At 76.0% G+C, this 15047-nt stretch carries 1 protein-coding gene; it reads left to right on the forward strand.

Annotated features, from left to right (window positions below; translation table 11 throughout):
- Nucleotides 1-2 precede the first annotated feature (2 nt).
- Nucleotides 3-15017, forward strand: a complete 15015-nt coding sequence (locus ACFVVA_RS10060; RefSeq protein WP_387687852.1) for a type I polyketide synthase — start codon at nucleotides 3-5, stop codon at nucleotides 15015-15017.
- The last annotated feature ends 30 nt before the right edge of the window (nucleotides 15018-15047 follow it).

The raw sequence follows: 15047 nt of genomic DNA on the forward strand, positions 1-15047 counted from the left end.
CACTGATGTCCGACGACAAGAAGCTGCTCGACTACCTCAGGCGCGTCACCGCGGACCTCGGTGACGCCAGGAGGCAGCTGCGCGAGGCCGAGCAGGCCCGCCACGAACCGATCGCCATCGTCTCCATGGCCTGCCGCTATCCCGGCGGCACCGACACGCCCGAACTGCTGTGGGACCTGGTCTCCCGGGGCGCCGACGCGATCTCCGCCTGGCCGGTCAACCGCGGCTGGGACCTGGAGGGCCTCTACGACCCGGACCCCGAGCGGTCCGGCACCTCCTACACCCGCAACGGCGGCTTCCTGCACGACGCCGCCGAGTTCGACGCGGAGTTCTTCGGCATCTCGCCGCGCGAGGCCCTGGCCATGGACCCGCAGCAGCGGCTGGCCCTGGAGACCGCCTGGGAGGCGGTCGAGCGGGCCGCGATCGACCCCCGCACGCTGCGGCGCACCGGCACGGGTGTCTTCCTCGGGGCGATCGGCAACGGCTACGGCGCGGGTTCGCGCCACCTCCCCGAGGTCCAGGGCCTGCTGGACACCGGGACCGCGAGCAGCGTGGTCTCCGGCCGGATCGCCTACACCCTGGGCCTGGAAGGGCCCGCGGTGACCGTGGACACGGCCTGCTCCTCCTCGCTGGTCGCCCTGCACCTGGCGATCCGGGCCCTGCGGGCCGGCGACTGCACGCTGGCCCTGGCCGGCGGGGTGTCGGTGATGGCGACACCCGACGCGTTCGTGGCGTTCAGCCGCCAACGCGCGCTGTCGGCCGACGGCCGCTGCAAGGCGTTCGGGGCCGACGCGGACGGAACCGGCTGGTCCGAGGGCGCCGGCGTCCTGGTGCTGGAGCGCCTGTCGGACGCGCGGCGCAACGGGCACCCGGTGCTGGCCGTCGTCCGGGGTTCGGCCACGAACCAGGACGGTGCGAGCAACGGACTGACCGCGCCGAGCGGTCCGTCGCAGCAGCGGGTGATCCGGGCGGCGCTCGCGGACGCGGGCCTGTCGGCGTCCGAGGTGGACGTGGTGGAGGCGCACGGCACCGGCACCACCCTCGGCGACCCGATCGAGGCGCAGGCCCTGCTGGCCACCTACGGCCAGGGGCGGCCCGCCGAACGGCCTTTGTGGCTGGGCTCGTTGAAGTCGAACATTGGCCACACCTCGGCGGCGGCCGGAGTGGGCGGCGTCATCAAGATGGTGCTGGCGATCGAGCACGGCGAACTGCCCAGGACCCTGCACGCGGACCGGCCGACGCCCATGGTGGACTGGTCGTCGGGAGCCGTGGAAGTCCTCTCCGAGGCCCGCGCCTGGGACGACACCGGACGCCCGCGCCGGGCGGGCGTGTCCGCCTTCGGCGTCAGCGGCACCAACGCCCACCTGATCCTGGAACAGGCCCCGGCGGAGGAAGCCGAACCGGTGGCCGACACCGCGGCCGGCGGCGACGCGTACCCGCTGCCCTGGGTGCTGTCGGGGCGCACCGACGAGGCGCTGCGCGACCAGGCGGCCCGGCTGCTGGCACACCTGAGCGCCGACCCCGCAGCCCTGCGGGCCGCCGACACCGGCCGCGCCCTCGCCCTCACGCGGACCGCCTTCGAACGGCGCGCCGTGGTGGTGGGCACCGACCCGGACCGGCTGATCGACGGCGTGAAGGCGCTGGCGGAGGGCCGCTCGGTGCCGGGGCTGGTACAGGGCGACGGTGTGTCCTCGGGCCGTTCTGTGCTGGTGTTTCCGGGTCAGGGTTCGCAGTGGGTGGGGATGGCCGCGGAACTGCTGGCCGGATCGGCTGTGTTCGCGGGGCGGATGGCGGAGTGCGAGCGGGCTCTGGCGCCTTATGCGGACTGGTCGTTGGCGGAGGCGCTGGGTTCGGAGGCGCTGCTGGCGCGGGTGGACGTGGTGCAGCCGGTGCTGTGGGCGGTGATGGTGTCGCTGGCGGAGGTGTGGCGCGTGTTCGGGGTCGTCCCGGACGCGGTGGTCGGCCACTCGCAGGGCGAGATCGCCGCGGCCGTGGTGGCGGGTGGCCTGAGCATCGACGACGGGGCGCGGGTGGTCGCGCTGCGTTCCCGTGCGGTGGGTGCGCTGGCGGGGCGTGGCGGGATGGCGTCGGTTCCCCTGCCGGTGGACGTGGTGCGGGAGCGGATCACGGGCCGGTTGTCGGTGGCGGCGGTGAACGGTCCGTCGTCGACGGTGGTGTCGGGTGACGCGGACGCGGTGGCGGCACTGGTCGAGGCCTTGGTCGGGGAGGGGGTGCGGGCGCGGTTGATCGAGGTCGACTACGCGTCGCACTCCGCGCACGTCGAGGAGGTCCGCGAGCAGCTGCTCTCCGACCTGGACGGCATCGCACCCCTGTCCGGCACGGTGCCGTTCCTCTCGACGGTGACGGGCGGCTGGCTGGACACGAAGTCCCTGGACGCCGAGTACTGGTACCGCAACCTGCGGGAGACCGTCGAGTTCGAGCAGGCCACGGCGGCGCTGCTGGCGGAGGGCTTCCGGTTCTTCGTCGAGTCCAGCCCGCACCCCGTGCTCACCTTCGGCGTCCAGCAGACCGCCGACGCGGCCGACACCGCCGGCTCCGCGCAGGGCCCCGCCGTGGTCGTGGGCACGCTGCGGCGCGGCGAGGGCGGCCCCGACCGCTTCCTGACGTCCCTGGGAGAGGCCCACGCGGGCGGCCTGTCGCCCGACTGGGACCGGGTGTTCGCCGGACACCGTCCGGACGGCATCTCCCTGCCCACCTACCCCTTCCAGCGTCGCCCGTACTGGCTGGAGGACACCGGCCCCGCGGCGGGCGGTCCTTCCGGAACGTCCTCGGACGGCGACGACTTCTGGGAGGCCCTGGGCGGAGGCGACCTGGACCGGTTCACCGCGACCCTGGGGGTGACGCCCGAGGACCCGCTGAACGTGGTGCTCCCCGCGCTCGCCACCTGGCGCACCGAGCGCACCGAGCGTTCGGTGGTCGACTCCTGGCGCTACCGCGTGACCTGGCGAGCCCTGCCCGAGGGTCCCCCGGTCGCACTGGACGGCAACTGGCTCGTGCTGTCGTCGGACGGTTTGCCCGAGGACGGGGTGCGCCGATCGGAGACGACCGTCCAGGTCATGGAGCAGGCCGGGGCTTCGGTGGTCCACCTACGGATCGCCGAGGCGGAGGCCGACCGCGCCGTGCTGGCCGACCGGGTCCGCGCGTCCCTCGACGCGCTGCCCGGCCCGGTGACGGGAGTGCTGTCGTTGCTGGGCCTCGACGAGCGCCCGCACTCGGCGCACCCCTCCGTCCCGCTGGGCGCCGCGCTCAACCTGGCCCTGGTGCAGGCCCTCGGAGACGCCGGGATCGACGCGCCCCTGTGGTGGGCGACCCGGGGTGCGGTGTCGGTCGGGGGCACGGACACCGGGAGCGCGGTCAGCGCCGCGCAGAACCTGCTCTGGGGTCTGGGCCGGGTCGCCGCGCTGGAGTTCCCGCAGCGCTGGGGCGGTCTGATCGACCTCCCGGAGGTCCTGGACACGGACACCGCCCCGCAGCTGTGCCGGGTGCTGGCCGGCGGCGCCGGGGACGAGGACCAGGTCGCCGTACGGGCCACCGGCTGCCACGGCCGGCGGCTGGTCCGGTCCGCCCTGGGCGACACCGCGCCGCGGCGCAGCTGGCGGCCCGGGGGCACCGTGTTGATCACCGGCGGCACCGGTGGGATCGGCGCGCAGATCGCGCGCTGGCTGGCCCGGCGGGGAGCCGGGCACCTGGTGCTGGTCAGCCGGCGCGGCACGGATGCGCCGGGTGCGCCGGAGCTCTCCGAGGAACTGGCCGCCCTCGGCACCCGGGTCACCCTGGCCGCGTGCGACGTCGCCGACCTGGAGGCCCTGCGCGAGCTCAAGGACGGCCTCGAACAGGACGGCCACCGGATCAGCACCGTCTTCCACGCCGCAGGGGCCGGGCTGCTGGTGCCACTGCCCGACACCGACGCGGACGAGTTCGCCGACACCCTCCACGCCAAGGTCGGCGGGGCCAGGAACCTGGACCTGCTCTTCGACCGGGACACACTCGACGCGTTCGTGCTGTTCTCCTCCATCTCCGGGGTGTGGGGCAGCGCCGTCCACGGCGCCTACGCCGCCGCCAACGCCTACCTCGACGGCCTCGCCGAGGACCGCAGGAGCCGCGGCCTCGCCGCGACCTCCGTGGTGTGGGGCATCTGGAGCCCCGAGGGCGGGGCCGGCGGGATGGCGGCCGAACTGGCGGAGGAGACCCTGCGCGGCCACGGCGTGCTCTTCATGCCGCCCGCGGTCGCGATCACCGGGCTCCAGCAGGTCCTGGACCACGACGAGACGGTGGTCGTGGTCGCCGACATCGACTGGGACCGCTTCGCGACGGTCTTCACCTCGGCCCGTCCCAGCCCGCTGATCGGGGAACTCCCCGAGGTGCGCACCGCGCTGGCCGCCGAGCCGGAGACCGGCGGGACCGGGGCCCAGGGAACGCCCTCGGCGCTGCGCGACCGGCTGGAGCCGCTCCCGGCGGCCGAGCGGACCCGGGTGCTGGTCGACCTGGTCCGGACCCACGCGGCCGCCGTTCTCGGCCACGACTCGCCGGACGCGGTCGCCCCCGGCCGTGCCTTCCGCGACCTGGGCTTCGACTCCCTGACCGCCGTGGACATGCGCAACCGGCTCAACACCGCCACCGGCCTGCGGCTCCCGGTCACCGTCGTCTTCGACTACTCGTCGGCGACCGCGCTGGCCCGGCGCCTGGAGACCGGACTGCTGGGCGCCGCCGAGGAGCCCGCCACCGTCCGGCCGCTCCCGTCGTCGGCACCCGCCGCGGACGACGACCCCGTCGTGATCGTCTCCATGAGCTGCCGCTACCCCGGCGGCGTCCGCACCCCCGAGGACCTGTGGCGCCTGGTCGCCGACGGACGCGACGCCGTCTCCGGGCTGCCGTCCGACCGGGGCTGGGACCTCGACGCGCTGTACGACGCGGACCCCGACCGGCCCGGCCGGAGCTACGCCGCCGCGGGCGGATTCGTCACGGACGCGGACCGGTTCGACCCCGGGTTCTTCGGGATCTCGCCGCGCGAGGCCCTGGCCATGGACCCGCAGCAGCGACTGCTGCTCGAAACCTCCTGGGAGGCGATCGAGCGCGCCGGCATCGACCCGGCGACCCTGCACGGCACCCCGACCGGCGTCTTCGCCGGCGCCTCCTACCAGGGCTACGGCGGCACCCTGCGCGACGTCCCCGAGGAACTGGAGGGCCTGTTCATCGCGGGCATCTCCACCAGCGTCCTGTCCGGGCGGGTCGCCTACCAACTCGGCCTCCAGGGGCCCGCCGTGACCGTGGACACGGCCTGCTCCTCGTCCCTGGTGGCGGTCCACCTCGCCGCGCAGTCGCTGCGCTCGGGCGAATGCGCGCTGGCCCTGGCGGGCGGCGCCACGGTGATGGGCACCCCGCTGTCGTTCACCGGCTTCAGCCGGCAGCGCGGGCTCGCCGAGGACGGGCGCTGCAAGTCCTTCGCCGCCTCGGCGGACGGCTTCGGCATGGCCGAGGGCGTGGGCCTGCTGCTCCTGGAACGGCTCTCGGACGCCCGCCGCAACGGCCACCCGGTGCTCGCGGTGCTGCGCGGCTCGGCGATCAACCAGGACGGCGCGAGCAACGGGCTGACCGCGCCCAGCGGCCTGGCCCAGCAGCGGGTGATCCGCGACGCGCTGGCGAACGCCGGGCTGACGGCCGCCGACGTGGACGCCGTCGAGGCGCACGGCACCGGCACCCGGCTGGGCGACCCGATCGAGGCCGACGCGCTGCTGGCCACCTACGGCCAGGAGCGGCCGGCCGACCGGCCGGTGCGGCTCGGGTCGCTGAAGTCGAACATCGGGCACACCCAGGCCGCCGCCGGAGTCGGCGGCATCATCAAGATGGTGCTGGCGATGGGGCACGGCGAGCTGCCGCGGACCCTGCACATCGACCGGCCGTCCCCGAACGTCGACTGGACGGCGGGCGCCGTCGCCCTGCTGACCGAGGCCGCCCCCTGGCCGGAGACGGGACGGCCGCGCCGGGCCGGCGTGTCCTCGTTCGGCCTGAGCGGCACCAACGCCCACGTCGTCATCGAGCAGCCGCCCGCCGAGCCCGAGCCCGAGCTCGCACCCGTACCCGCGCCCGTACCCGGGGCGTCCGCCGTCCCGTGGGTCCTGTCCGGGCGGACCGCCGAGGCGGTGAAGGCCCAGGCGGAGCGGCTGCACGCGTACCTGACGGAGCACCCGGAGCTGTCGTCCGTCGACGTCGGCCACTCCCTGGCCACCACCAGGACCGCCTTCGAGCACCGCGCAGCCGTCGTCGGTGACGACCGCGCGGCCCTGCTGGGCGGCCTGGCCGCGCTGGCCGCGGGAGACCGCGCACCCGGCCTGGTCGAAGGCGCCGTCGCCCGATCGGCCCGGACCGTCTTCGTCTTCCCCGGCCAGGGATCGCAGTGGGCCGGCATGGCCCGGGAACTGCTCGACCACGCCCCGGTCTTCGCCGACCGGATCGCGGCCTGCGCACGCGCCCTCGCCCCGCACCTGGACTGGTCGCTGCTCGCCGTCCTGCGGGACGAGCCCGACGCGCCCCCGCTGGACCGGGTGGACGTGGTGCAGCCGGTGCTGTGGGCGGTGATGGTGTCGCTGGCCGAGCTGTGGCGGGCGCACGGGATCGTCCCGGACGCCGTGGTCGGACACTCCCAGGGGGAGATCGCCGCCGCCTGCGTGGCCGGCGCGCTCTCGCTGGACGACGCGGCCCGGATCGTCGCCCTGCGCAGCCGGGCCCTGCTGGCCCTGACCGGACGCGGCGGCATGCTGTTCGTGCCGCAGCCGGTCGAAGCCGTCCGCGAAGCACTGTCCGCCCACGACGGGGCACTCGACGTCGCCGCGGTCAACGGGCCGACGTCGGTGACGGTCTCCGGCGACCCGGCGGCACTGGAACGACTGCGCGAGCAGTACTCCGAGGCGGGCGTCCTGGCCTGGCCGGTCCCCGGCGTGGACTTCGCCGGGCACTCGCCCCAGGTGGAGGAGCTCCGGGAGGAACTGCTCACCCTCCTCGGCGGCACCGCGCCGCGGACGTCCGACATCCCGTTCTACTCCACGGTCAGCGGCGGCCCCGTGGACACCCTGGGCCTGGACGCCGCGTACTGGTACGAGAACCTGCGCCGGCCGGTCGAGTTCGGACGGGCGGTCGAGGCGCTCATCGCCGACGGACACCACACCTTCGTCGAGTGCAGCACCCACCCCGCGCTGACCGTCTGGCTCCAGGAGGCCGTCGAAGCGGCCGGAGCCGGCGACGGAGCCGTCGTCGGCACCCTGCGGCGCACCGAGGGCGGCCCCGGCCGCTTCCTCTCCGCGCTCACCGAACTCCACGTCCGCGGACTGCCGGTGGACTGGGGCACGGTGTTCGCCGGAACCGGCGCGCGCAAGCGGCCCCTGCCCACCTACGCCTTCCAGCAGCAGCGCTACTGGCTGGACACCACCCCCGGCCGCCCCGCCGACGCCCTGACCGGCACCGACGCCACGACCGGCGCCGGCCCGGCCGACTCCGGCTTCTGGGAGGCGGTCGACCACGGCGACCTGGACGCCCTCGCCACCACCCTGCGGGTCGAGGACGGGGAACTGAGGGCCTCCCTCGCCTCCCTGGTGCCCACGCTCGCCGAGTGGGCGCGCGGCCGGGCCGGCGACCGGACCGCCGACAGCTGGCGCTACCGGGTCGCCTGGAAGCCCCTACCGGCACCCGAGCGGCCCCGGCTCACCGGCAGCTGGCTCGTCGTCGCCCCGGCCGGCGCCGCCGACGACCCGGCCGTCGCGTTCGCCGCGGACTCCCTGCGCGGACACGGCGCCACACCCGTGCTGGTCGAGGCGGGCCCCGACGCGACCGACCGGACCCGGTTCGCCGCACTGCTCCGCGAGGCCCACGACCACCCCGACGGGCCGCCCGCCGGAATCCTGTCACTGCTCGCCCTGGCCGAGGAACCGCACGGCGACGGATCGGCGCTTCCCCGCGGCCTCACCCTGACGGTCGCACTCCTCCAGGCCCTGGGCGACCTCGGCACCGACGCCCCGCTCTGGTGCGCCACCCGGGGCGCGGTGTCGGTCGGCCGCTCCGACCGGATCGACAGCACGCTCCAGGCCCTGGTCTGGGGCCTCGGCGGGGTCGCCGGTGTCGAGTACCCGCAGCGGTGGGCCGGCCTGGTCGACCTGCCGCGCCGGCTCGACGACCGGGCCGCGACCCGGCTCGCCGAAGCACTGACGAGCCCGGACGGCGAGGACCAGCTGGCGGTGCGCGCCACCGGCCTCTACGGCCGCAGGGTCGTCCACGCCGGACTCGGCGGCACCGCCCCCGTACGCGACTGGACACCCGAGGGCACGGTCCTGATCACCGGCGGCACCGGCGGCCTCGGCGCCCAGATCGCCCGCTGGCTCGCCCGCACCGGCACCGCGCACCTGCTGCTCACCAGCCGGCGCGGCGCACAGGCCCCGGGCGCCGACGCCCTGCTGGCCGAACTGCGCGGACTCGGCGCCGCCGCCACCGCGGTGGCCTGCGACGTCGCGGACCGCGACGCACTGGCCGAACTGCTCGCCGGCATTCCGGCCGAGCGCCCGCTGCGCGCCGTACTGCACACCGCGGGCGTCCTCGACGACGGGGTGATCGACTCGATCACCCCCGAACGCGCGGCCGGCGTCCTGCGCCCCAAGCTCGACGGCGCACGCAACCTCGACGAGCTCACCCGTGAACTCGACCTGACCGCCTTCGTGCTGTTCTCCTCGCTCGCCGGCACGCTCGGCGGCACCGGCCAGGGCAGCTACGCCGCCGCCAACGCCTACCTCGACGCCCTGGCCCGGCAGCGCCGCGACCTCGGACTGCCCGGCACCTCGGTGGCCTGGGGCCTGTGGGGCGGCGACAGCCTCGCCTCCGGAGCGGTCGCCGAACGGCTGATCCGCGACGGCCTGCCCGCCATGGATCCCGCCACGGCCACGACCGCGCTGCGCCAGGCCCTCGACCACGACGAGACGGCGGTCCTCGTCGCCGACTTCGCCTGGGACCGCTTCACCCGGGCGTTCACTGCGCTCCGGCCCAGTGCCGCCCTCGGGGACCTGCCCGAGGTACGGGACGTGCTCGCCGCCGCGGGCGGGTCCCGGGGCACGGCCGACGGCGCCGAGCCGCCGGCCCTGCGGCTGGCCGCACTGCCCCCGGCGGAACGGGACCGGGCCCTGCTGGACCTGGTCCGCTCCGAGGTCGCCGCCGTGCTCGGCCACCCCGGGCCCGAGGCGGTGGGACCGGACCAGGCGTTCAAGGAGATCGGCTTCGACTCGCTGATCGCCGTCGAACTGCGCAACCGGCTCGCCGCGGTCACCGGCCTGCGCCTGTCGGTGACCCTGGCCTTCGACTACCCCACGGCCACGGTCCTGGCAGGACACCTGCGCACCGAACTGCCGGGGGCGCCCGCCACGGAGACGACCGACGCTCCCGGGCAGGGGCCCGCGGCCGCCGCGGTGCCCGAGGACGAGGCGATCGCCGTGGTCGGCATGAGCTGCCGCTACCCCGGCGGCGTCAGCACCCCCGAGGAGCTGTGGGAGCTCGTCGCGGGCGGGCAGGACGCGATCACCGGCTTCCCCACCGGACGCGGCTGGGACCTGGACGGCCTCTACGACCCGGACCCGGACCGGGTCGGCAGCACCTACGCGCGGGAGGGCGGCTTCCTCCACGACGCCGACCGCTTCGACCCGGCCTTCTTCGGGATCTCCCCGCGCGAGGCGCTGACCATCGACCCCCAGCAGCGGCTGCTGCTCGAACTCTCCTGGGAGGCGTTCGAGCGGGCCGGCATCGACCCGCTGTCACTCAAGGGCAGCGCGAGCGGCGTCTTCGTCGGATGCAGCCACCACGACTACGGGTCGCGCGTCACCGAACCCTCCGAAGAGTTCGAGGGCTACCTCGGCATCGGCAGCGCGGGCAGCGTGGCGTCCGGGCGGATCTCCTACAGCCTCGGCCTCGAAGGGCCCGCGGTGACCGTCGACACGGCGTGCTCCTCGTCGCTGGTCGCGGTCCACCTCGCGGCCCGGTCGCTGCGGGCCGGCGAATGCTCGCTGGCGCTCGCCGGCGGGGTGACCGTGATGTCGACACCGGGCGCGTTCGTGGAGTTCAGCCGGCAACGGGTGCTCGCCGAGGACGGCCGCTGCAAACCGTTCGCCGCCGCCGCCGACGGCACCTCCTGGGCCGAGGGCGCCGGACTGCTCGTCCTGGAGCGCCTCTCGGACGCCCGGCGCAACGGCCACCCGGTGCTCGCCCTCGTACGCGGCTCCGCCGTCAACCAGGACGGCGCCAGCAACGGCCTGACCGCCCCCAACGGACCGTCCCAGCAGCGGGTCATCCGGGCGGCCCTCGCCGACGCCGGACTGACCGCCTCCGAGGTCGACGCGGTGGAGGCGCACGGCACCGGGACCCGGCTGGGCGACCCGATCGAGGCCCAGGCACTCCTGGCCACGTACGGCCGGGAACGCGGCGCGCAGCCGCCGCTGTGGCTGGGGTCGCTGAAGTCGAACATCGGGCACAGCCAGGCCGCCGCCGGAGTCGCCGGCATCATCAAGATGGTGCAGGCCATGCGGCACGGGGTGCTTCCGCGCACCCTGCACGTCGACACGCCGACACCCCATGTCGACTGGTCGGCCGGCGCGGTCCGGCTGCTCACCGACGACACCCCGTGGCCGGAGAGCGGCCGCCCCCGGCGGGCCGCGGTGTCCTCGTTCGGAGTCAGCGGCACCAACGCCCACACCATCCTCGAACAGCCCACCGAACCGGCCCCGCCCGCCGCGCCCGCGCCGACCCCGGCGACCACCCCCGACACGCCCGCCCTGCCCTGGCTGCTCTCCGCCCGTGGCGCGGACGCGCTGCGGGAGCAGGCCGCCCGGCTGCTCCGGCACGTGGAGCAGGCCCCGACCCTCGCCGTCGCGGACCTGGGCCGCTCCCTGGCGCTGAACCGCAGCGCCTTCGAGTACCGGGCCGCCCTCACCGGCACGGACCGGCAGAGCCTGCTCCAAGGGCTCACCGACCTCGCCGCCGGCGAGCCGTCGGCGGACCTGGTGACCGGTGTCACCGGCCCGGCCGCGAAGACCGCCTTCCTGTTCCCCGGCCAGGGCAGCCAGCGCACCGGGATGGGCGCCGAACTGTACGCGCGGTTCCCGGTCTTCGCCGACGCCTTCGACGCGGTCTGCGCGGAACTCGACCCGCTGCTCGACCACCCGCTGCGGGAGGTGATCGACGCGGCCCCCGGCGACCCCGGCCACGGCCTGCTGGACCGCACCGAATACACCCAGCCCGCCCTGTTCGCCCTCGGCGTCGCACTCTTCCGCCTCGTCGAGCACTGGGGCGTGCGTCCCGACCGGCTGCTCGGCCACTCCGTGGGAGAGCTGGCCGCCGCCCACGTCGCCGGGGTGTTCGCGCTGCCCGACGCCGCGAGGCTGGTGGTCGCGCGGGGACGGCTGATGCAGGCCCTCCCGGCGGGCGGCGCGATGGTCGCCCTCGCCGCCGGGGAGGAGGAGGTGCTGCCGCTGCTCGCGGGCCGCGAGAGCGCCGTCGGCCTCGCCGCGGTCAACGGCCCGGCCTCGACCGTGATCTCCGGCGACGCGGCGCTGGTGGACGAGATCGCCGCCGTGCTCGCCGCGCGCGGCCGCAAGACCCGACGGCTGCGGGTCTCCCACGCCTTCCACTCGCCCCTCATGGAGCCGATGCTCGCCGAGTTCCGCGAGGTCGCGGCCCGGATCGTCCCGGGGGAGGCCGCCATCCCCGTCATCTCCGACCTGACGGGCGAGCCGGCCACCGCCGAGCAGCTCGGCTCACCCGACTACTGGGTGGAGCACGTGCGCGGCACCGTCCGCTTCCAGGACGGCGTACGCCACCTGGAGCGCGACGGCGTCACCGCGTTCCTCGAACTCGGACCCGACGGCGCGCTCACCGCCATGGGCCAGGACTGCCTGACCGGCGCCACCGGCAGCCCCGTACTGGTGCCCCTGCTGCGCAAGGACCGGCCCGAAGCCCCCGCGGCGACGGCCGCCCTGGCCCGGCTGCACGTCACGGGCGTCCCCGTGGACTGGAACGCCGTCCACTCCGGCGGCCCGTCCCGCTCCGCCGTCGACCTGCCGACCTACGCCTTCCAGCGCGGCAGCTACTGGCTGCCGGCCGGCCCGGCCAGGGCCGGCCTGCCCGCAGCCGGACTGCTGACGGTCGACCACCCGCTGCTCGGCGCCGGAACGGAACTCGCGGACTCCGACGGCTTCCTGTTCACCAGCAGGTTCTCGGTCCGCAGCCACCCCTGGCTGGCCGACCACGGCGTCTACGAGGGCGTGCTGTTCCCCGCCACCGCGTTCCTGGAACTCGCGGTCCGGGCGGGCGACCAGGTCGGCTGCGACCAGGTCGAGGAACTGACGCTGGAGGCGCCGCTGGTGCTCCCGGCGGGCGGAGCCGTCACACTCCAGCTCACCGTCGGAAGCCCGGACGCCTCCGGCACCCGCCCGCTGAGCGTTCACGCCCGGGCCGCCGACGACGGCCCCGACGCCCCCTGGACCCGGCACGCGAGCGGCCTGCTCGGCTCCGCCGCAGCCCCCGAACCGGCGGACCCGGTCGACCCGGTCGACCCCGAGGCGTGGCCGCCGCCCGGAGCCGTCCCCCTCGACACGGAAGGCCTGTACGACCGCTTCGCGGGCGGCGGATTCGCCTACGGCCCCGCGTTCCAGGGCCTGCGCGCGGCCTGGCGGCTCGGCGACGAGGTGTACGCCGTCGCGAGCCTGCCGGAGGAGCAGCAGCCGGACGCCGCCGCGTTCGGCCTGCACCCGGCCCTGCTCGACGCCGCCCTGCACGCGCTGGTGTTCGACGTACTGGAAGGACCCGGGCAGGGCTGGCTGCCGTTCTCCTGGAACGGGGTGCGCCTGCACGCCTCCGGTGCCACCGAACTCCGGCTGCGGCTGACCCCCACGGGCCGCGACGCCGTCGCCGTACGGGCGACCGACGCCATCGGCCGGCCGGTGGTCTCGGCCCGCTCCCTCGTCCTGCGACCCGTCACGGCCGACCGCTTCAAGGCCACCCGCGCCGGACACCACGAGGAACTGTTCCGCCCCGAGTGGCAGGCCCTGCCGGAGCACGCCGCGACGGGCACCGCCTCCGGCCCGGAGTCCTGGACCGTGCTCGGCACCGGGACGCCCCTGCCCTCCGGCGCCGCGCCGCTCCCCGGCCGTACGGTCGCCGACTTCGCCGCGCTGTCCGCACTGCTCGACGCGGGCACCCCGGCGCCCCGGCTGGTCCTCGCCGCCTGCCCGCCCGTCCCGGCGCCGCCCGGCACCCTCCGCGACGCGGTCCACGACGGCCTCGGCACGGTCCTCGCCCTGCTGCGCGACTGGCTGGCCGACGAGCGCCTGACCGGCTCCAAGCTGGTCCTGGTCACCGCGGGCGCGGTCCCGGTGACCGGCGACGACGTCCCGGACCCGGCCCTGGCCGCGCTCTGGGGCCTGGTCCGCTCGGCGCAGACCGAGAACCCCGACCGCTTCGTCCTGCTGGACCTGGACGCCCACGACACCCCGCCGGCCGTACTCGCCGAAGCCCTCGCCTCCGGGGAACCCCAGCTCGCGATCCGGGCCGGCGCCGTCCACGTCGCCCGGCTGGCCCGCGTACCGCTGGCCGCCGCCGGGCGCACACCCGGCTGGGGCGGCGACGGAACCGTCCTGATCACCGGCGGCACCGGCGCCATCGGCGCCCACGTCGCCCGCCACCTGGCCGCCGAACACGGCGTCCGGCACCTGCTGCTGACCAGCCGCAGCGGCCCCGCCGCCGACGGCGCGGCCGAACTCCTCGCCGAGCTCGCCGCGCTGGGCGCGCACGCCGAGATCGCCGCCTGCGACGCCGCCGACCGCGACGCCCTCGCGGCCCTGCTGGCCGCCCTGCCCCCCGCGCACCCGCTGACCGGGGTGGTGCACGCAGCGGGCGTCCTGGCCGACGGCGTCGTCGCCACCATGACGCCCGAGCAACTGGCTCTCGTCCTGCGCCCCAAGGTGGACGCGGCGATCAACCTGCACGAACTCACCGCCGGCCTGGACCTGTCCGAGTTCGTCCTGTTCTCGTCCATCGCCGGAATCTTCGGCGGCATGGGCCAGGGCAACTACGCCGCCGCCAACGCCTTCCTGGACGCACTGGCCCACCGGCGCCGCGCCGACGGGCTGCCCGGCCGCTCCCTCGCCTGGGGCCTGTGGGCCAACAGCACCGGGATGACCGGCGGGCTCACCGAGGCCGACCTGCGACGGATCGCCCGGGGCGGGATCGTCGCCTTCGACCCGGCCCAGGGACTGGCCCTGTTCGACACGGCCAGCACCCTCGACGAGCCGGTCGTCCTCCCGCTGCGGCTCGACACCGCGGCCGTCCGCGCCCAGGCCGGCGCCGGCGGCGTCCCCGCCCTGCTGCGCGGACTGGTGCGCCCCGGCGCCCGGCGCGGCGCCGCGGGCCCCGCCGCCGGCGCCGGCCCCGACGGGCCGGACGCCCTGAAGCAGCGCCTGGCGTCCCTCAACGACACCCAGCGCGGCCGGGTCCTCCTCGACCTGGTCCGCTCCCACGCCGCCCTGGTGCTCGGCCACAGCGGTCCGGCCGCGGTCGATCCCGGACGCGGTCTGCTGGAGGTCGGCTTCGACTCGCTGACCGCGGTGGAACTGCGCAACCGGCTGCGCGCCGCCACCGGCCACCCCCTCCCGGCCACCCTGCTCTTCGACCACCCCACGCCGACCGCGATCGCCGGACACCTCGCCGCCGAACTCGTCCCCGAAGGCGGGCCCGGCCCGGTCCCCGGCCTCGCCGAACTGGACGGCCTGGAAGACGCCCTCGACGGCGCCCTCGACGACCCGGCGGACCGCGAACGGCTCGCCGACCGGCTCCGGGAACTCCTGCGCCGCGTCGACCCGGCGGCCACCGCGGCCGACGGCGACGGCACGGCGGCCGACTCCATCGAGGACCGGATGGACGGCGCCAGCGACGACGAACTCTTCGACCTCATCGACAACGAACTCGGCCTGTCATGACACCGACCCGACACCCGAACCAGGACGGCG

The sequence above is a fragment of the Kitasatospora sp. NPDC058048 genome, from assembly GCF_042885555.1.
In the GTDB taxonomy this organism is placed as follows: domain Bacteria; phylum Actinomycetota; class Actinomycetes; order Streptomycetales; family Streptomycetaceae; genus Kitasatospora; species Kitasatospora lactacystinica.